The organism is Azohydromonas aeria (assembly GCF_009760915.1).
GTDB lineage: Bacteria > Pseudomonadota > Gammaproteobacteria > Burkholderiales > Burkholderiaceae_C > Azohydromonas > Azohydromonas aeria.
Genome location: NZ_VIDQ01000006.1, coordinates 71916 through 91447 on the forward strand (window position 1 = coordinate 71916; position 19532 = coordinate 91447).

17 protein-coding genes are annotated in these 19532 nt (G+C 70.2%); 2 read left to right on the top strand and 15 right to left on the bottom strand.

The genetic code is table 11. The features are described 5' to 3' along the window. Window positions 1-80: 80 nt before the first annotated feature. The 6 genes from yoaA to FJ694_RS05735 form a co-directional block, all read right to left on the bottom strand. Window positions 81-2180, bottom strand: a complete 2100-nt coding sequence (gene yoaA / locus FJ694_RS05710) for a DNA repair helicase YoaA (protein WP_157265114.1) — start codon at window positions 2178-2180, stop codon at window positions 81-83. Window positions 2181-2223: 43 nt separating this feature from the next. After that, window positions 2224-3321 carry a cell division protein ZapE gene (gene zapE / locus FJ694_RS05715; RefSeq protein ID WP_157265116.1) on the bottom strand — a complete coding sequence of 366 codons (1098 nt, stop codon included), beginning with the start codon at window positions 3319-3321 and terminating at the stop codon, window positions 2224-2226. 71 nt (window positions 3322-3392) lie between these two features. Next, complete coding sequence (lpdA, locus tag FJ694_RS05720; protein ID WP_157265118.1) at window positions 3393-4823, bottom strand: dihydrolipoyl dehydrogenase; 1431 nt, start codon at window positions 4821-4823, stop codon at window positions 3393-3395. Between the two features lie 34 nt (window positions 4824-4857). Then, complete coding sequence (locus tag FJ694_RS05725; RefSeq protein ID WP_157265120.1) at window positions 4858-5325, bottom strand: DUF29 domain-containing protein; 468 nt, start codon at window positions 5323-5325, stop codon at window positions 4858-4860. A gap of 87 nt (window positions 5326-5412) precedes the next feature. Then, a complete protein-coding gene (gene odhB, locus FJ694_RS05730; RefSeq protein WP_157265122.1) occupies window positions 5413-6684 on the bottom strand; it encodes a 2-oxoglutarate dehydrogenase complex dihydrolipoyllysine-residue succinyltransferase in 1272 nt (423 codons plus the stop codon). A gap of 125 nt (window positions 6685-6809) precedes the next feature. Then, complete coding sequence (locus FJ694_RS05735) at window positions 6810-9665, bottom strand: 2-oxoglutarate dehydrogenase E1 component (RefSeq protein ID WP_157265124.1); 2856 nt, start codon at window positions 9663-9665, stop codon at window positions 6810-6812. Window positions 9666-9921: 256 nt separating this feature from the next. Between FJ694_RS05735 and FJ694_RS05740 the strand changes: the two genes are divergently transcribed. Continuing rightward, a complete protein-coding gene (locus FJ694_RS05740) occupies window positions 9922-10245 on the top strand; it encodes a hypothetical protein (RefSeq protein ID WP_157265126.1) in 324 nt (107 codons plus the stop codon). Window positions 10246-10293: 48 nt separating this feature from the next. On the opposite strand, the gene FJ694_RS05745 is transcribed toward FJ694_RS05740, so the two are convergent. From FJ694_RS05745 to FJ694_RS05760, 4 genes are all read right to left on the bottom strand, one after another. After that, the gene (locus tag FJ694_RS05745; protein ID WP_157265128.1) at window positions 10294-11250 is read right to left on the bottom strand and encodes an NAD(P)H-dependent flavin oxidoreductase; all 957 of its coding nucleotides are present in this window, start codon (window positions 11248-11250) and stop codon (window positions 10294-10296) included. Between the two features lies 1 nt (window position 11251). Continuing rightward, window positions 11252-13042: an acyl-CoA dehydrogenase gene (locus FJ694_RS05750; RefSeq protein ID WP_157265130.1), complete on the bottom strand. Its 1791-nt coding sequence runs from the start codon at window positions 13040-13042 to the stop codon at window positions 11252-11254. A 75-nt stretch (window positions 13043-13117) separates the two neighbouring features. After that, window positions 13118-14050: an electron transfer flavoprotein subunit alpha/FixB family protein gene (locus FJ694_RS05755; protein WP_157265132.1), complete on the bottom strand. Its 933-nt coding sequence runs from the start codon at window positions 14048-14050 to the stop codon at window positions 13118-13120. 1 nt (window position 14051) lies between these two features. Then, window positions 14052-14801, bottom strand: a complete 750-nt coding sequence (locus FJ694_RS05760; protein WP_157265134.1) for an electron transfer flavoprotein subunit beta/FixA family protein — start codon at window positions 14799-14801, stop codon at window positions 14052-14054. Between the two features lie 99 nt (window positions 14802-14900). Here FJ694_RS05760 and murI point away from each other — a divergent pair, with 99 nt between their 5' ends. Further along, entirely contained in the window at window positions 14901-15704 is an 804-nt protein-coding gene (gene murI / locus FJ694_RS05765; protein ID WP_157265136.1) for a glutamate racemase, read from the top strand. 3 nt (window positions 15705-15707) lie between these two features. On the opposite strand, the gene FJ694_RS05770 is transcribed toward murI, so the two are convergent. The 5 genes from FJ694_RS05770 to FJ694_RS05790 all read right to left on the bottom strand — a co-directional run bounded on the left by FJ694_RS05770 (window position 15708) and on the right by FJ694_RS05790 (window position 19339). Continuing rightward, the gene (locus FJ694_RS05770) at window positions 15708-17006 is read right to left on the bottom strand and encodes an MFS transporter (protein ID WP_157265138.1); all 1299 of its coding nucleotides are present in this window, start codon (window positions 17004-17006) and stop codon (window positions 15708-15710) included. A gap of 178 nt (window positions 17007-17184) precedes the next feature. Further along, window positions 17185-17646 (bottom strand): hypothetical protein, encoded by a 462-nt coding sequence (locus FJ694_RS05775; protein WP_157265140.1) that lies wholly within the window; start codon window positions 17644-17646, stop codon window positions 17185-17187. A gap of 122 nt (window positions 17647-17768) precedes the next feature. Beyond that, on the bottom strand, window positions 17769-18794 hold the full coding sequence (locus tag FJ694_RS05780; RefSeq protein ID WP_157265142.1) for a type II toxin-antitoxin system HipA family toxin: 1026 nt from the start codon (window positions 18792-18794) through the stop codon (window positions 17769-17771). A 72-nt stretch (window positions 18795-18866) separates the two neighbouring features. Further along, window positions 18867-19013 carry a hypothetical protein gene (locus tag FJ694_RS05785; protein ID WP_157265144.1) on the bottom strand — a complete coding sequence of 49 codons (147 nt, stop codon included), beginning with the start codon at window positions 19011-19013 and terminating at the stop codon, window positions 18867-18869. Then, the gene (locus FJ694_RS05790) at window positions 19010-19339 is read right to left on the bottom strand and encodes a helix-turn-helix transcriptional regulator (protein ID WP_157265146.1); all 330 of its coding nucleotides are present in this window, start codon (window positions 19337-19339) and stop codon (window positions 19010-19012) included. Before FJ694_RS05790 ends, FJ694_RS05785 begins: the two co-directional genes overlap by 4 nt. Between the last annotated feature and the right edge of the window lie 193 nt (window positions 19340-19532).

The window sequence follows — 19532 nt, forward strand, 5'->3', positions numbered from 1 at the left end:
TTTTTTCATGGCGCGCCGGTGGCGGCGGCAGCCCTGGAAGCACCCCCGACAGCACCGAATTTTGTGCGGTGATGTGTCAATCACTCCCGTGATTCATTCGGCACCTTGTCAAAGAGCGCCGATTTTTCCTCTGGCGAAGGCGAAGCCGCTCCAGCGTCCGCCCGCCCCGCCGCCAGTTCGCGCAGCCAGGCCAGCGCCTCGCCCTCCTCCTGCAGCCGCGTCATCGGCGGCAGCGCCCGGCGCAGGCGCGCGCCGTAGCCCTTGTGCGCCAGGCGCGGATCGCACACCACCAGCAGCCCGCGGTCGCGCTCGCTGCGGATCAGCCGCCCCGCGCCCTGCTTCAGCGACACAGCCGCCTCGGCCAGGAAATAGGCGTTGAAGGCGCTCTTGCCCTGCGCCTCCAGCTGCGCCGCGCGCGCCTCCACCAGCGGGTCGCCCGGCGGCGGGAAGGGCAGCTTGTCGATCAGCACGCACTGCAGCGCGTCGCCGGGCACGTCGATGCCCTCCCAGAAGCTGGCCGAGCCCACCAGCACCGAGTCCTGCGGATGCGCCAGGAAGCGCCGCACCAGCTGGCGCTTGGGCAGCTCCCCCTGCACCAGCACGTCGATGGCCACGCCCGCCTGCGCGAGCTCCTCGCGCAGCGCCGACGCCACCGCCGACAGTGCGCGCAGCGTGGTGGTCAGCACGAAGGTGCGCCCGCCCAGGGCGCTGGCCAGCCGCGCCGCCAGCCGCCCCACCGCCGGCGCATGCGGCTCGGTGCCGGCGGCGGCGAAGCGGTCGGGAATCCACAGCCGCGCGTGCGCGGCGTAATCGAAGGGGCTGTCCAGGCGCAGCACGCGCGCGTCCTCCAGCGCGGTGCTGCCGGTGAACCAGCTGAGCTTCGCGTCCGCGCCCAGCGTGGCCGAGGTGAAGATCCAGGCCTTGCGCCCGGCCTCGCGCTGCTGCGTGAGGGCATTGCGGATGTCCAGCGGCGACTCCACCAGCCGCACCTGCGCCGGCCCGATGTCGATCCAGCGCACCTGGTCAGCGGACGCGGGCGCGGCAAAGAGCGCCGTGCGCTCGGCCAGCAGCTGCGCGCGCTGGTGCAGGCGCTGCAGGTCCGGCCCGCTGCCGGCCAGCGGCTCCAGCGCACGCTGCGCCGCGCCGCAGGCGTCGGCCACGCCCTGCAGCGCGCCGTGGAAGGCGTCGCTGCCCTCGCGGTCGCTCCAGGCCAGGCGCGTGCTCATGCGCCCGGCGCCGTAGGTGCCGGCGGCATGCAGCCGCAGCTCGCGCGCGGCGGTCTCGCAGCGCGTGGCCAGCTCGTCCCAGGCGGCCAGGCCCCGCGCCGGCTGCGCGCCTTCCAGGCGCAGGTCGCGGGAAAAGTCGAGCAGCTGCGCGCTGCCCAGCGTGGTGCCCAGGAACTGCACGCCGGCCTCGACCAGCTGGTGGGCCTCGTCGAACACCGCCACGTCCACCGTGGGCAGCAGCTCGGCCACGCCGCTGTCGCGCAGCGCCAGGTCGGCGAAGAACAGGTGGTGATTCACCACCACCACGTCGGCGCCCACCGCCTCGCGCCGCGCGCGCATCACGTGGCAGCGCGTGAACTGCGGGCACTCGCCGCCCAGGCAGTTCTCGCGCGTGGAGCTGACCAGCGGCAGCAGCGGCGAGCGTTCATCCAGCAGGTCCAGCTCGGCCAGGTCGCCGCTGACGGTGGCGTGCGACCACAGCTCGATGCGCGCGAGCGCCCGCTGCGTGCGCGCGTCCATCTCGCCCGCGCGCGCCAGCTCCAGCCGGTGCCGGCACAGGTAGCTGGCGCGGCCCTTGAGCAGCGCCAGGCTCACCGGCTGGCCCAGCGCGGCGCGCAGCCGCGGCAGGTCCCGCAAATAGAGCTGGTCCTGCAGGTTCTTGGTGGCGGTGCTGACCAGCGCCCGCGCCCCGGACAGCAGCAGCGGCACCAGGTAGGCGAAGGTCTTGCCGATGCCGGTGCCGGCCTCGGCCACCAGCGCCTCGCGCCGCTCGATGGCCTGCGCCACGGCCAGCGCCATCTGCTGCTGCGCCGGGCGCTGGACGTAGTTCGGGTCGGCCTGCGCCAGCGCGCCGTCGGCACCGAAGGTTTTGCTCACGGCCTGCGCCAGCGCGCCGCTTTCAACGTCGGAGGCGGCCGCAACGGCAGCATCGTCGGGGGTGGTGGTGTTCGCCATGGGGGCGCGCAGTGTAGGCGGTGCCCCTTGGGCGCAACGCCCGTCAGGTCAGCGAGGTATCGACCTCGCGGTGTTCCAGCTCCAGGAACTCCTGGGACTGCATCTCGTTGAGGCGCGACACCGTGCGCGGGAACTCGTGCGCCAGCGGCCCCTCGGTGTAGAGCTCCTCGGGCGGCACCGCGGCCGAGACGATGAACTTGCACCTGCGGTCATACAAAACGTCCACCAGCCAGGTAAAACGCCGCGCCTCGCTGGCCAGGCGCACCGGCATGTGCGGCACGTCCGACAGCATCACGGTGTGGAAGCGGCTGGCGATCTCCAGGTAGTCGTTCTGCGAGCGCGGGCCGCCGCACAGCGTCTTGAAGTCAAACCAGACCACGCCGCCGGCGCGCCGGCGCGCCTGCAGCACGCGCTGCTCGATGTGCAGCACCGGGTCCTCTTCCCGGGCCTCGGCCAGCTCCTCGAACGCGGCCGCCATCTCGGCGTCGGCCTGCGCCCCCAGCGGGCAGTGGTAGAGCTTGACGTGCTGCAGCGTGCGCCGGCGGTAGTCGGTGCCGGCATCGACGTTGAGCACCTCCATGTTCGCCTTGAGCAGCTCGATGGCGGGCAGGATGCGGTCGCGGTGCAACCCGTTCGGGTACAGCCCGTCGGGATGGAAGTTCGACGTGGTGACGATCGACACCCGGTTGGCGAACAGCGCCTCCAGCAGCCGGTGCAGGATCATCGCGTCGGTCACGTCGGCGACGTGGAACTCGTCGAAGCAGATCAGCCGGTAGCGCCGCGCGATGCGCTTGCCCAGCTCGTCGAGCGGGTTCACCACGCCCTTGAGCTCCTGCAGCTCGCGGTGCACCTCGCGCATGAACTCGTGGAAATGCAGCCGCGTCTTGCGCTTCAGGGGCACGGACTGGAAGAAGCAGTCCATCAGGAAGCTCTTGCCGCGCCCCACGCCGCCGTACATGTACACGCCGCGCGGGATCGGCGGGCGGCGGATCAGCTTGGTCAGCGCGTTGTTGCGCCGCGCCTTGTAGGCGATCCACTCGTTCTCGCAGCGCTCCAGCGCCGCGATGGCGCGCAGCTGCGCCTCGTCGGTCTTGTAGCCGCGCTCGGTCAGCGTCTGTTCGTAGAGGGCTCGGACGGCCACGGTGATGCTTCAGCCAGTTGGGGGTTGAATCGAAAAGGGGCCCCGCGGGGCCCCTGCTCTGCGCGCTCGGCTCAGAAGTTGAGCGTGCGCTTGTCCACCGCCAGGGCGGCTTCCTTGGTCGCCTCGGACAGCGAGGGGTGCGCGTGGCAGATGCGCGCGATGTCCTCGGCGCTGGCCTTGAACTCCATCGCCACCACGGCTTCGGAGATCAGCTCCGAGGCCATGGGCCCCACGATGTGCACGCCCAGGATCTCGTCCGTGGCGGCGTCGGCCAGGAACTTCACCATGCCGGTGGTGTCGCCCAGCGCGCGCGCGCGGCCGTTGGCCAGGAACGGGAAGGTGCCGGCCTTGTAGGCGCGGCCCGCGGCCTTGAGCGCCTGCTCGGTCTGGCCCACCCAGGCGATCTCGGGGCTGGTGTAGATGACCCAGGGAATGGTGTCGAAGTTGACGTGCCCGTGCTGGCCGGCGATGCGCTCGGCCACCGCCACGCCTTCCTCTTCCGCCTTGTGCGCCAGCATCGGGCCGCGCACCACGTCGCCCACCGCCCACACGCCGGGCAGGTTGGTGCGGCACTCGGCGTCCACGACGATGGCGCCGCGCTCGTCGAGCTGCAGGCCCACGGCTTCAGGATTGAGGCCGATGGTGTTGGGCACGCGGCCGATCGAGACGATCAGCTTGTCCACGGCCAGGGTCTGCTCGCCGCCCTTGGCGTCGGTGTAGGCGATCGTGACGCCCTCGCCCTCGGTGCTGACCGAGCCGATCTTCACGCCCAGCTCGATCTTGAGGCCCTGCTTGACGAAGGCCTTGTGCGCTTCCTTGGCGATCTGCTCGTCGGCCGCGCCCAGGAACGTGGGCAGCATCTCCAGGATCGTCACTTCCGCGCCCAGGCGGCGCCAGACCGAGCCCATCTCCAGGCCGATCACGCCGGCGCCGATCACGCCCAGCTTCTTCGGGGTGGCACCGATGCGCAGCGCGCCGTCGTTGGACAGCACCTTGGCCTCGTCGTAGGGCAGGCCCGGCAGCTGGCGGGCGTTGGAGCCGGTCGCGACGATCACGTTCTTGGCTGTGAGCGTCTCGGCGGCCTTGCCGGCCACGCTGATCTCGTAGCCGCCGCCCTCGACCGCCTTGGCGAAGGAGCCGCGGCCGTGGAAGAACGTGACCTTGTTCTTCTTGAACAGGTAGAGGATGCCGTCGTTGTTCTGCTTCACGACGCTGTCCTTGCGGCCGACCATCTTGGCCACGTCGATCCGCAGGTTCTCCAGGCTGATGCCGTGGTCGCCGAAGTGCTTGGCGGCATGCTCGAAATGCTCGCTCGACTGCAGCAGCGCCTTGGAGGGGATGCAGCCGACGTTGGTGCAGGTGCCGCCCGGGGCCGGGCCGCCCTTGTCGTTCTGCCACTCGTCGATGCAGGCGGTGTTGAAGCCCAGCTGCGCGGCGCGGATCGCGGCGATGTAGCCGCCGGGGCCGCCACCGATGACGACGACGTCGAAGTTCTTGCTCATGCTTTTGTTCAGTAAGGGTGTGGGTGCGCCGGGCTCAGTCCAGCCCGAGGTCGCCTGACAGGATGCGCCGGACGTCGAAGGGACATTCCAGCGGGAAGCGCGCGACGTCCAGCCCGGTCTCGATCGCCGCGTTGCGGCGCGCCTTGGAGTAGGCCCGGCCCTGGAAGGCCGGGTCCTCCAGCACGGGGCGCAGGCTGGGGCTGTCGTCCAGGCCGTCGCGGATGCTCTCGCAGGCGTTCTCGATCGAGAGCCGCCAGCTGTTGCTGCGCATGGAGGGCTGGTGCTCCCACTTGAGCAGGTGCATCAGCAGGACCGAGAGGTGGCTTTCCAGCGCCCGCCGCTCGCTCTTGCCCATGTCTTCCAGTTCCTCGATCAGGTGCTCGACGTCCACTTCCGCGAAGCGCCGCTGGCGCAGCAGCTCCGCGTTCAGGCTCGCCCACGCCGCGGTGTCGGTGTCGTAGAGCTGCTCGCTCTTCTTCGGGGAACGGCCTTGCGTTGACATCGGGCTCTCCATGCGTTGCCGCGCTGCGGCCGCCGCGCCCCGCGAGGCACGGCGGCCGATCGCGCCGCGAGCGCGACTGCCGTTGGATCAGATGTCGAACAGCAGGCGCGCCGGGTCTTCCAGCGCTTCCTTCATCGTCACCAGGCCCAGCACCGCCTCGCGGCCGTCGATGATGCGGTGGTCGTAGCTCATGGCCAGGTAGTTCATCGGGCGCACTACGACCTGGCCGTTCTCCACCACGGCGCGGTCCTTGGTGGCGTGCACGCCCAGGATGGCCGACTGCGGCGGGTTGATGATCGGCGTGGACAGCATCGAGCCGAAGGTGCCGCCGTTGGAGATCGAGAAGGTGCCGCCGGAGAGCTCTTCCAGCGACAGCTTGCCGTCCTTGGCCTTCTGGCCGAAGCCGGCGATGGTCTTCTCGATGTCCGCGAACGACAGCTGGTCGGCGTTGCGGATGATGGGCACCACCAGGCCGCGCGGCGAGCCCACCGCGATGCCGATGTCGAAGTAGCCGTGGTAGACGATGTCGTTGCCGTCCACCGAGGCGTTCAGGACCGGGAACTTCTTGAGCGCGGCCACGGCGGCCTTCACGAAGAAGCTCATGAAGCCCAGCTTCACGCCGTGCTCCTTCTCGAACTTGTCCTGGAACTTCTTGCGCATCTCCATCACCGGCGCCATGTTCACTTCGTTGAACGTGGTCAGGATGGCGTTGGTGGACTGCGACTGCAGCAGCCGCTCGGCGACGCGGGCGCGCAGCCGGCTCATCGGCACGCGCTGCTCGGGGCGGTCGCCCAGGTTGGCGGCCACCGGCGCGGCCACGGCCGGCAGCGGCTTGGCCACGGCGGCGGCCACCGGGGCGGCCACCGGCGCGGGCACGGCCGCCTTGGCGCCGGCCAGCAGGTTCTGCAGCACGTCGCCCTTGGTGACGCGGCCGTCGCGGCCGGTGCCGGCCACGGAGCCGGCGGCCAGGCCGTTGTCGGCCATCAGCTTGGCGGCGGCGGGCATGGCCACGTCGCTCTTGGAGCCGCCCGTGGCGGCGGCGGCGGCCGCGGGCGCGGCCGGGGCGGCGGCAGCAGCGGGCGCGGCGGCGGCGGCCGGGGCCGCGGCACCGGCGGTGGCCTCGGTGTCGATCTTGGCGATGAGCTGGTCGCTCACCACGGTGCCGCCGTCGGCCACGACGATCTCACCCAGCACGCCGGCGGAAGGCGCGGGCACTTCCAGCACGACCTTGTCGGTCTCGATCTCGATCAGGATCTCGTCCTGCGCCACGGCCTCGCCGGCCTTCTTCTTCCACTGCAGCAGCGTGGCTTCGGCCACCGACTCGGACAGCTGCGGAACCTTGACTTCAACGATTGCCATTTTTCGTCTCTTCGGAATTGGGGTCTGCCGGGCGCGTACCCGGCTGCCGCGCGGCCCTTTGTTCTACGCGCGGGCCGCGCGTGCAGGAGACGGCGCGCAACAGCTGCGCGCCGCGGTTCATCACGTCACTTGTTGAGCACGAAGCCCTTGAGCTTGGCGAAAGCCTGCTCCAGCAGCGCCTTTTGCTGCTCCTGGTGCAGGTGCGCGTAGCCCACGGCCGGGGAGGCCGAGGAGGGACGGCCGGCGTAGCCGAGCTTTTGCCCTTCGCTCATGTTCTCGTGGATGTAGTGCTGCACGAAGAACCAGGCGCCCTGGTTCTGCGGCTCGTCCTGGCACCACACCACGTCCGTGGCGTTGGGGTACTTGCGCATCTCGGCGGCGAAGGCCTTGTGCGGGAACGGGTAGAGCTGCTCGACGCGGATGATGGCCACGTCGGCGGCGCCCTTCTCCTCGCGCTTCTTGACCAGGTCGTAATAGACCTTGCCCGAGCACGCGATCACGCGCTTGACCTTGGACGCGTCGATGTCGGCCTTGAGCTCCGGGATCACGGTGCGGAACTCGCCGCCGGTGAACTCGGACAGCGGCGACGTGGCGTCCTTGTTCCGCAGCAGCGACTTCGGGGTCATGATGACCAGCGGCTTGCGGAACTGGCGCACCATCTGGCGGCGCAGCACGTGGAAGATCTGGCTGGCCGTGGTCGGCTGCACGATCTGCATGTTGTTGTCCGCGGCCAGCTGCATGAAGCGCTCCAGGCGCGCCGAGCTGTGCTCGGGGCCCTGGCCTTCATAGCCGTGCGGCAGCATCATGACCAGGCCGTTGGCGCGGCCCCACTTCACCTCGCCCGAGGCGATGAACTGGTCGATGACGACCTGCGCGCCGTTGGCGAAGTCGCCGAACTGCGCTTCCCAGATCACCAGCGTGTTGGGCTCGGAGCCGGCGTAGCCGTACTCGAAGGCCAGCACGGCTTCTTCCGACAGGATCGAGTCGATGACGACGAACGGGGCCTGGTTGTCGGCCACGTTCTGCAGCGGCACGTAGGTGCCCTCGTCCCACTTCTCGCGCTTCTGGTCGTGGATGACGGCGTGGCGGTGCGTGAAGGTGCCGCGCCCGCAGTCCTCGCCGGACAGGCGCACCGCGTAGCCCGAGGCCACCAGCGAGGCGAAGGCCATGTGCTCGCCCATGCCCCAGTCCACGTTGATGTCGCCGCGGCCCATGGCGGCGCGGTCGTCGTAGACCTTCTTGACCAGCGGGTGCAGGTTCAGCGTCTCGGGGAAGGTGGTGAGCCGCTCGGCCAGGCGCTTCCACTCCGTCATCGGGATGGCGGTGTCGGCGGCGTCCGTCCACTTCTTGCCGATGAACGGCGTCCAGTCGACGGCGTACTTGCTCTTGAAGTTGCTGAGCACCGGGTCCACCGTGTGGCGGCCCTCGTCCATGGCGGCGCGGTAGGCCTTGACCATGTCGTCGCCCAGCGTCTCGCCCAGGCCCTGCACGGCCAGCTTGTCGGCGTAGAGCTTGCGGGTGCCGGGGTGCTGGGCGATCTTGCGGTACATCAGCGGCTGCGTCAGCGCCGGCGTGTCCTGCTCGTTGTGGCCCAGCTTGCGGAAGCAGATGATGTCCAGCACCACGTCCTTGCGGAACGTCATGCGGAACTCCAGCGCCAGCTGCGCGGCCAGCACCACGGCTTCCGGATCGTCGCCGTTGACGTGCAGCACCGGCGCTTCGACCATCTTGACGACGTCGGTGCAGTACAGCGTGGAGCGCAGGTCGCGCGGGTCGGAGGTGGTGAAGCCGATCTGGTTGTTGATGATCAGGTGCACCGTGCCGCCGGTGGAGTAGCCGCGCGTCTCCGACAGCGCCAGCGTCTCCTGGTTCACGCCCTGGCCGCCGAAGGCCGAGTCGCCGTGCACCAGCACGGGCAGCACCTGGGCGCCGGTCTTGTCGGCGCGGCGGTCCATGCGCGCGCGCACCGAGCCCTCGACCACCGGGTTCACGATCTCCAGGTGCGAGGGGTTGAAGGCCAGGCTCAGGTGCACCGGGCCGCCGGGGGTGGCCACGTCGCTGGAGAAGCCCTGGTGGTACTTCACGTCACCGGCGGGCAGGTCTTCCGGCGCGGTGTGCTCGAACTCGGCGAACAGGTCCTTGGGCATCTTGCCCAGGGTGTTGACGAGCACGTTGAGGCGGCCGCGGTGGGCCATGCCGATCACGATCTCCTGCACGCCCTTCTGGCCGGCCTGCTGGATGATCTCGTCCATCGCCGCAATGAAGCTCTCGCCGCCTTCGAGCGAGAAGCGCTTCTGGCCGACGTACTTGGTGTGCAGGTAGCGCTCCAGGCCTTCGGCCGCGGTCAGGCGGTCCAGCACGTGCTTCTTCTGCTCGGCGGTGAGCGTCGGCTTGCTGCGGATGCTCTCGAGTCGCTGCTGCCACCAGCGCTTTTGCGCCTGGTCGGTGATGTGCATGAACTCGGCACCGATGGTGCTGCAGTAGGTCTCGCGCAGCGCCTGCACGATCTGCCGCAGCGTCATCTGCTCGGCGGTCGTGAAGTAGGTGTTCGTGGCGCTGAACGTGATGTCCATGTCGGACTCGCTCAGGTCGTAGAACGCCGGCTCCAGCTCGGGGATCTTCGGGCGCTCGGTGCGCTTGAGCGGGTCGAGGTCGGCCCAGCGCGAGCCCAGCGAGCGGTACGCGGCGATCAGGCTCTGGACGTGGACCTGCTTGCGCGCCACGGCGAGGTCGGCGCTGCTGGCCTTGACGGCGAAGGCGTTGGACTTGGCGCGCTGCGCGAAGGATTCGATGACGGGCGCATGGGCCACGTCCGGACGCTCGCTGCCGTCCACGGCCGGGACGTGCTGCAGGGCATCGAAGTACTCCCGCCAGTTCTCGGGCACGGAACCGGGGTTGTCGAGGTAAGCCTCGTAAAGCTCCTCGACGTAGGGCGCGTTGCCCCCGAACAGGTACGAGTTCGACCTGTACTGCTGCATCATTTTTCGCTCACCTTTCACCTCGTCCACGAGGCTGTTGGCTGGTTTCAAGAACCTTCCGCGACACGGCTTGACCGGTTGGCGGATTGCGACCCGCCTTCACCAGGATTTCTTGTGAAAACCAGCAAAGGGGACGGGAAGGACGAATTCAAAGAACGGCGGACTGTACCATCCTCAATGCGGGGGATGACACCCGTCTGACGGCAGGGAAAGTCCCCGTTCACAACGGGCTTTTTGCGTGCTGCGGCACATTCAAGGAATGTCCGCCCAGCGCGTCATCGAGATCCACCCCGACGCGCCGCGCAAGCCCGCCGAAGGTGCCGCCTGCAACGGCTGCGGCGTGTGCTGCAGCGCCGAGCCCTGCCCGCTGGGCATGCTGCTGTCGCGCCGGCGCCGCGGCGCCTGCGCCGCGCTGGCCTGGGAGCCGGATCAACACCGCTACGTCTGCGATGCGCTGGTGCGCCCGCAACGCTTCGTGCCGCTGCCCTGGCGCTGGACGCAGCGCGCCTTCGCGCGCTGGGCCCGGCGCCTGGTCGCGGCCGGCCACGGCTGCGACTCCAGCGTGGAGGTGCTCACGCGCTGAAATGGTTTCCGTTCGTCCTGAGGTATCGAAGGATGAACGGCGCCCGTGTCACGTCGCCAGCCCCAGCCTTTCCCGCGCCGCCGCGTACTCGCGCTTGAGCTGCGCCACGCGCTCGGCCGCCGGCACCACCGCGCGCACCGCGCCGATGCCCTGCCCCGCGCCCCAGATGTCCTTCCAGGCCTTGGCCAGCCCGGCGCCGAAGTTCATGGCGCTGGGGTCGCTCTGCGGCAGCGCGTCCGGGTCCAGCCCGGCCGCGGCGATGGAGCCGCGCAGGTAGTTGCCGTGCACACCGGTGAAGAGGTTGGTGTAGACGATGTCCGACGCGCGCCCCTCGACGATCGCCTCTTTGTAGGCCGGCGCGGCGCGCGCCTCCTCGGTGGCGATGAAGGCCGAGCCCACGTAGGCCAGGTCCGCCCCGCAGGCCTGCGCCGCCAGCACCGCGCCGCCGTGGGCGATCGCCCCGGACAGCGCCAGCGGCCCGTCGAACCACTGCCGGATCTCCTGCACCAGCGCGAAGGGGTTGATCGTGCCGGCATGGCCGCCGGCACCCGCGGCCACGGCGATGAGCCCGTCGGCGCCCTTCTCCACCGCCTTGCGCGCGAAGCGGTCGTCGATCACGTCGTGCAGCACGATGCCGCCCCAGCCATGCACGGCCCGGTTGATCTCCTCGCGCGCGCCCAGCGAGCTGATGACCACGGGCACGCGGTACTTGGCGCACAGCGCCATGTCCTGCTCCAGCCGGTCGTTGCTCTTGTGCACGATCTGGTTGATGGCAAAGGGCGCCGCGGGCGCCTCGGGGTGCGCGCGGTCGTGCGCGGCCAGTGCCTGCGTGATCTCGTCGAGCCACTCGTCGAGCTGCGACGCCGGCCGCGCATTGAGCGCGGGCATCGCGCCCACGATGCCCGCGCAGCACTGCGCGATGACGAGCTTCGGATGGCTGATGATGAACAGCGGCGCGCCGATGACCGGCAGCGACAGGCGGGACAGCAGGGGTGGCAAGGCCATGTCAGTACGCCTCCAGCGGCATTGCCGCCAGCGCGTCGGCGCCCTGCACGATGGCGTCGCGCCGCCCGGGCAGCGCGCTCAGCACGTGGTCCGCGAAGAAGCGTGCCGTGGCGATCTTGGCGCGCATGAACTCCTCGTCCGTGCCCTCGCGCAGCCGGGCTTCGGCCACCAGCAGCGCGCGCGCCATCTGCCAGCCCGCCACCAGCGCGCCGGCCAGCATCAGGTACGGCACCGAGCCGGCATAGACGGCGTTGGGCCGCGACTTGCCGTGCTCCAGCACGAACTCGACCACGTCCATGAAGGCCTGGCGCGCGGCCGTGAGGCGGTGGTGCATGGCGCGCGCATGGGCGCTGCCGCTGTTGGCAAGCTCGGCTTCCGTGGTCTCGACCTGCTGCGCCAGCCAGCGCGCGGTCTGCCCGCCGTCGCGCAGCGTCTTGCGCCCGACCAGGTCGTTGGCCTGGATCGCGGTGGTGCCCTCGTAGATGGACAGGATCTTGGCGTCGCGCAGGTACTGCGCCGCGCCCGTCTCCTCGATGAAGCCCATGCCGCCGTGCACCTGGATGCCCAGCGAGGCCACGTCCAGGCTCACCTCGGTGCAGTAGCCCTTCACCAGCGGCACCAGGTAGTCGTAGAAGCGCCGGTTGGCCTCGCGCTGGCCCGGATCGACGTGCGCGTGCGCCGCGTCGTGCGCGGCCGCGGCGGCCAGCGCCAGGGCGCGGCTGCCCTCGGTCTGCGCGCGCATCGTCATGAGCATGCGCTGCACGTCGGGGTGGCGAATGATGGGCACCGACGCCGCGGCGCTGCCGTCCACCGGGCGCGACTGCACGCGCTCCTTCGCATAGGCCACGGCCTGCTGGTAGGCGCGCTCGGACAGCGCCACGCCCTGCACGCCCACCGCGTAGCGGGCGGCGTTCATCATGATGAACATGTACTCCAGCCCGCGGTTCTCCTCGCCCACGAGGTAGCCCACGGCGCCGCCCTGGTCGCCGTACTGCAGCACGGCCGTGGGGCTGGCCTTGATGCCCAGCTTGTGCTCGATGCTCACGCAGTGCACGTCGTTGCGCACGGTGGCCTGGCCCTGCGCGTCGGGCAGGAACTTCGGGACGATGAACAGGCTGATGCCCTTGACGCCTTCGGGCGCGCCCGCCACCCGCGCCAGCACCATGTGCACGATGTTCTCGGCCAGGTCGTGCTCGCCCCAGGTGATGTAGATCTTGGTGCCGAAGAGCTTGTAGCTGCCGTCGCCCTGCGGCTCGGCGCGGGTGCGCACCAGCGCCAGGTCCGAGCCCGCCTGCGGCTCGGTGAGGTTCATGGTGCCGGTCCAGCGCCCGTCGATCATGGCCGGTATCCAGGCCTGCCGCTGCGCGTCGGAGCCCGCCGTCAGCAGCGCCTCGATGGCGCCGTCGGTCAGCAGCGGGCACAGCGCGAAGCTGAGGTTGGCGCTGTTGACCATCTCGTTGCAGGCTGCACCAATCAGCTTGGGCAGGCCCTGCCCGCCGAAGTCCGCCGGGTGCTGCAGCCCCTGCCAGCCGCCGGCGGCGTATTGCTTGAAAGCCTCCTTGAAGCCCGGCGTGCTGTGCACGGCGCCGTTGTCCCAGCGCGCGGGGTTGCGGTCGCCCACGGCGTTCAGCGGCGCGAGCACCTCCTCGCAAAGCCTCGCGCACTCCTCCAGCACGGCCTGCGCGGTCTCGGGGCCGGCGTCCTCGAAGCCGGGCCAGCGCGCGACCTGGTCGAGGCGGCCGAGCTCGTTCATCACGAACAGCTGGTCCTTGATGGGTGCCTTGTAGGCCATGGACTTGTCTCCTGTCGTTATGTGTCGTGAGAGGGAAGAAAAAAGGGCGCCGCGGCGCCCTGGGTCTTGCTTGGCTTATAGCGCCTTGACCAGCGCCGGCACGGCCTCGAACACGTCGGCCTCCAGGCTGTAGTCGGCCACCGAGAAGATCGGCGCCTCCGGGTCCTTGTTGATCGCCACGATCACCTTGGAATCCTTCATCCCGGCCAGGTGCTGGATCGCCCCGCTGATGCCGCAGGCGATGTAGAGCGTCGGTGCCACGATCTTGCCGGTCTGGCCCACCTGCCAGTCGTTGGGCGCGTAACCGGCGTCCACCGCGGCGCGGCTGGCACCCAGCGCGGCGCCCAGTTTGTCCGCCAGCGGCGTGAGCACTTCCGTGAACTTCTCGGCCGAGCCCAGCGCGCGGCCGCCCGAGACGATGATCTTCGCGGCCGTCAGCTCGGGCCGGTCCGACTTGGTCAGCTCGCGGCCGACGAAGGCACTCTTGCCGCTGTCGGCGACGGCCGCGATGGTCTCCACCGCCGCGCTGCCGCCGGTGGCCGCCGCCGCGTCGAAGCCGGTGGTGCGCACCGTGATGACCTTGACCGGGTCGGCGCTCTGCACGATGGCGATGGCGTTGCCGGCGTAGATCGGGCGCTCGAAGGTGTCGGGCGCATCGACCTTGGTGATGTCGCTCAGTTGCGCCACGTCCAGCTTGGCGGCCACGCGCGGCGCGGCGTTGCGCCCGGCGGCGGTGGACGGGAACAGGATGTGGCTGTAGGTGTCGGCCACGGCCAGCACCTGAGCCGCGACGTTCTCGGCCAGCTGCGCGCCGAGTGCCGGCGAGTCGGCATGCAGCACCTTGGCGACGCCGGCGATCTGGCTGGCGGCCTGCGCCACGGCGGCGGCGTTCTCGCCGGCCACCAGCACATGCACCTCGCCGCCGCAAGCCAGCGCGGCGGTGACGGTGTTCAGGGTCGCGGCCTTCAGGCTCGCGTTGTCGTGTTCGGCGATGACGAGTGCGGTCATGTCAGATCACCTTGGCTTCGTTCTTGAGCTTGTCCACGAGGGTGGCCACGTCGGGCACCTTCACGCCGGCGCCGCGCTTGGGCGGCTCGCTGACCTTGAGCGTCTTGAGACGCGGCGTCACGTCCACGCCCAGGTCGGCCGGCTTGACGTTCTCCAGCGGCTTCTTCTTGGCCTTCATGATGTTGGGCAGCGTCACGTAGCGCGGCTCGTTGAGGCGCAGGTCGGTCGTCACGACCGCCGGCAGCGTCACCGACACCGTCTCCAGGCCGCCGTCCACCTCGCGCGTGACCTGGGCCTTGCCGTCGGCGACTTCGACCTTGGAAGCGAAGGTTGCCTGCGGCAGGTCGGCCAGGGCTGCCAGCATCTGGCCGACCTGGTTGCAGTCGTCGTCGATGGCCTGCTTGCCCAGAATCACCAGGCCCGGCTGTTCCTTGTCGATGAGCGCCTTGAGGATCTTGGCCACGGCCAGCGGCTGCAGCTCCGCATCGGTCTCGACCAGGATGGCGCGGTCGGCGCCGATCGCGAGAGCCGTGCGCAGCGTCTCCTGGCACTGCGCCACGCCGCAGGACACGGCGATGATCTCCGTGGCCACGCCCTTCTCCTTGAGCCGGACCGCTTCCTCGACGGCGATCTCGTCGAAGGGGTTCATGCTCATCTTCACGCCGGCGAGGTCCATGCCCGAGCCGTCGGACTTGACCCGGACCTTCACGTTGTAGTCCACCACCCGCTTCACGGGCACCAGCAGCTTCATGATCGCTCCTGTCATTTGAATGAGGCTTGACGGGCGATTTTAGAGTGCCCCCTGCGCCTCGCCGGTGCAGGGTCGGCCGCTGGCTACACTGCCGCCGCCATGAATGTTTCCCCTGCCGCCGGCTGCTGCATCGGCGTGTTCGATTCCGGCGTCGGCGGCTTGTCGGTGCTGCCCGCGCTGCGCGCGGCGCTGCCCGGCGCGCGGCTGCTGTACGTGGCCGACAGCGGCCACGCGCCCTACGGCGAACGCGGCGAGGCTTTCATCGTGGAGCGGGCGCTGCACATCGCGGCCTTCCTGCTGTCGCAGGGGGCGCAGATGCTGGTGGTGGCCTGCAACACGGCCACGGCCGCCGCGGTGGAGGCGCTGCGGCAGGCGCATCCGCAGACGCCCATGGTCGGCATCGAGCCCGGCGTGAAGCCGGCCGTGGCGCTCACGCGCCGCGGGCACGTGGGCGTGATGGCCACCAGCGGCACGCTGGCCAGCCGCAAGTTCCAGCGCCTGCTGGCCGCGCAGCCCACGCACGCGGCGGTGCACCTGCAGCCCTGCCCGGGCCTGGCGCTGGCCATCGAGCGCGGCGACCTGCAATCGGCCGAGCTGCGCGCCGTGGTCCGGCGCCACTGCGCGCCGCTGCGCGAGGCCGGCTGCGACGTGGTGGTGCTGGGCTGCACCCACTATCCCTTTGCCGCGCCGCTGATCCGCGAGGCGCTGCCCGGCGTCGCCCTGGTGGACACGGCCGAGGCCGTGGCGCGCCACACCGCCACGCTGGCGGCGCGGCTGCCGGCCTCGAACCTGGACCTGCCGGCGCTGCAGCTGTGGAGCAGCGGCGACCCGGCGCAGCTCGGCGCCTTCGCGCGGCGCTGGCTCGGGCCGGACTGGGACGTGACGGCGGCCGCGCTGCCGTGAGCGCTAGGCGGCTTCCGCCGCCGCCCTGCCCCGCTGCAAATCCAGCGGCTTGAGCAGCACCAGCCCCAGCACGAAGAACAGTCCCGTGAACGCGACGGACAGCCGGTGATTCCCGCCGCTGAGCCAGTTCACCAGCCCGTAGCTGACCGGCCCGGCCACGGCGGCCAGCCGCGTGGCCCAGGTCCACAGCCCGAAGAACTCGGCCAGCCGCGCCGGCGGCGCCAGCAGCCCGACCAGCGTGCGCGCCGCCGACTGGCTGGAGCCGATGCACAGCCCGGCCAGCGTGGCCGCGCACCAGAACAGCGCCGGCCCGGTGGACGCCGCGGCCAGCACCGTCATCACGATCCAGCCCAGCAGCGTCACCGCCAGCGCGCGCTTGTGGCCGGCCTGGTCCTGCCAGTAGCCGAAGGCGAAGGCGCCCAGCGCCGCGGCGATGTTGACCAGGAAGATCAGCGTCATGGTCTGCACGCGCGTGAAGCCCAGCACCGCCTCGGCATAGACCGCCGACAGCATGATCACCGCCGCGATGCCCGCCTGGTAGGCCGCGGTGCAGGCCAGCAGCCGGCCGAAGTCCGGGTAGTGCCGCGCGGCGTGCCAGGTGCCGCGCAGGCGCCGCAGCGACTCGACCAGCCCGGCGGACGCCCCGGCGCCCGGCCGCGGCTGCGCGCGCTCGCGCAGCAGCGCGAAGGTGGGCAGCGAGGCCAGGGCGTAGACGCCGGCCGTGATCAGCATCGTCACCGGCACGTACTGCGTCGCGTCCTGCCCCTGGGCCTGCGCGTGCAGCACCCAGGCCAGTCCCAGGCCCAGGCTGAGCATCCCGCCCAGGAAGCCGAAGCTCCAGCCCCAGCCCGAGACGCGGCCCAGCGCCTCGCGCCGCGCCAGCTCGGGCAGGAAGGCGGCGCACAGCGACTCGCCGGCGCTGTAGAAGGCGTTGGACAGCACCACCGCCACCACCGCCAGCGCCAGGTCGCCCCTCCCGCAGCCCGCCAGCAGCGCGGTGCTGAGCACGCAGCCGATGGTGACCACGGCCAGCAGCCGCTTCTTGGCGCCATGCCGGTCCGCCCAGGCGCCCAGCGCCGGCTGCAGCGCCATCACCAGCAGGTTCGACGCGCCCACCGTCAGCGTCCACGCCAGCGTGGCCCAGGCGGTGTTGCCCGCCACCACGCCCACGAAGTAGGCGTTGAAGACGGCGGTGAGGACCACCGTCGTGTAGCCCGAGTTGGCGAAGTCGTACATCGCCCAGCCGAAAACCTCGCGGCGGCGCACGCCGGGATTGAGCAGGGAATGGGTAATGGCAGGCATGGCGCGGGCCGCGGCCGGCGCCGGGACGTGAGGACCGGGCGCCGGACGGTGCGGCAGGGCTGTGGAAGCCGCGAGTGTGCGGCCTGGGCGCCCGCGCGCCGCCTGTTGAAGGGGGCAAATGCACGGCCGAGGCGCGCGTGGCGCCTCGGGATCGGAAGCCAGCGGAGCTTGTTGAACGTCAGCGGCTGTTGCCGCTGCCGGAGCCGCCCATCGTCGCGCCGCCGCTGCGGGAGCCGGAGGACGTGCCGCTGCTGCCGCTGGTGGAGCCGCTGCCCGCCGTCGCGCCGCTGCCCGTAGTGGAGCCGCTGCCCATCGTGGCGCCGCTGCCCGTGGTGGAGCCCGCCCCCGACCGGCTGCTGGCCCCCGTGGAGCTTTCCGGCGACGGACCGCCCTGCGTGCCGCCCTGGGCCGGCTTGTCCACTGCGGCCTCGGCCTGCCCGGCCGCATCGGCCACCGGCGGCTTGCCGGCCTTGTTGCCGCCCGCGGGCGTGCCCGAAGCCGCCGGCGCCGCGGTGGACGGGCTCATGGTCGTGCCCGACGACCCGCTGCCGCCGCTCTGCGCCCAGGCGGCGGGCACGACGGCGGCCGCAAGGGCCAGCGCGCCCAGGCCACGGACTAGGGGTTTGATGAGGGTGCTCATGGCGTTGTCTCCTGCTTTGACGGGTGGGAGCCGGCACCGGCGGAAATCCGCGGTGCGCGGGCCGAGCCAGCCACCGGCAAGGGAGATTCCCGCCGCAGCACCAGTCTTTCCAGTGCCGGGATTCAGGCCATGCCGTCAAATTCGAAAACCGGCGCCCAATCTTCCATGGCGGCTTCAGCCTGGCCCTGGGCATGCCTTTCGAAAATGGTTTGCCAATGGTCTCGCACGTGGCTGCTGATTTCGGCAATCAATTGCCGGGCCATTTCCTCCTGCAACCCGCCGATCAGGCGTCCAGCCGATACCAGGTTGGATATTGAACCGACACGCTCCTGACGGTCCGTGATGGCCATCCGGAATACCGGCCGGCCCGTGCGCGAAAAGAAGGGCAGCACGTCGTAGAGCGGCGCCAATTCCCAGTCGCCCAGGCCGACCTGGCGCAGGCTGGTATTCCAGGGATGGTCGTCGGTATTGCCGACCACGGCATTGAGGACGATGCGCTTGAACAACTCCAGCCCGTCGCCCGGGCGCTTGAGTTTGGAGCGCAGGCGCACGTAACTCTGCTTCGGGTCTTCCACTTGGGAACCGGGAACCAGGTCCAGCGCGGTGGCGGCGCTGACGCAATGAAAAGCAGGGCCGTCGATTCGCGGTCCCCGGTCGAACCGGCAAATGCACAAGGCCGGCTGCCCGCCCCACCATGTCACGCGGTGCTCGGGCACGCGCAGCCCCATTTCCCGGGCCAGGCTCAACGCCGTGGCCTCCGCGATTACGCTGTCCGGCCGCTCACTCGGCAGCGCGAATTTCAAAATGCTGGGATGAACGGGCCCCGGATTGCGGTCGTCCTCCCAATGAATGGCAATCTTGGGCCGCTCACCGCCCAGCGCCCCGGACGACGATTCTCCCAGCGCGATTCGTTCCAGCGACGCTTTCGTGACCCGGCTCAATTCCTCGACCAGCGCGGCTTCCACGCGCTGCTTGTCTTGAACATCCCCGACAAACAAGGCACCAAAGCCATCGGCCGGCGCGAAGATCAAGCGCTCCCACCAGCCCCAGGGCTCGTCGGGATCGATATTCCAATCCGGCAGAACCTTCCCTGCCCTTTTTTGCACCGCATCCAGCGCCCAGCCGGACAAGGCAATGTCGCAAAACACGGGATGCGGCGCAGGCCCCAGCCGTGAATAGGCCGAGCGCTGCTTGGTGCGAATGCCGGTCGGGTCCAGTTCCTAGGCCTGGAGTCCGCGGGCCAGGTAATCGGCGTCGTAGCGGAATTCCCAGCGGGTGGCTTCCTGCGTCAATTCACCCACGCGCACGGCCTGGCGGCCCTGCGCGTCATCGTGGCTCCACCGGAATACCGGGGCACGCCGGGTCATGCCGATTCCTTTTTCGCCCGGCGCTTGAAGCGCGGCAGCCGGCTGCGCACGGCGTCCTGGTAAGCCTCGTCCTCGGTCGCCGAGGCCAGCGCGCCTTGAAGGCTGACGTCGTCCAGCGCCCACAGCACCCGTGCCACGTCGGCAAAGCGGGTGGACAGGGCGCCCGCCTCGATCGCCATGAGCGTCTGCCGGCTGATGTCGGCCCGCTCGGCCAGGTCCGCCTGCGACAGCCCCCGTGCCAGGCGCTGCACGCGGATGCGCGTGCCGACCTCGGCCACGAACTGGGTCACTTCAAAGGGTTCGGAGAGCGGGTCTCGGGCACGCATGATGTCTGCTCATGTCAACATGGAGGCATTCTATGTTGACACTCGTTGACATCGACGAACTCCAACCGCTGCTCCGGCCGGCATGCCGGCGGCCTGCGAACCGTATCCGTCCCGCTCAGGACAAACGAATGCAGAAATGATGCGGCAAAGCAATTGTCGAAACGACAAAAAGCGAGGCGGCGAATCAATAAGC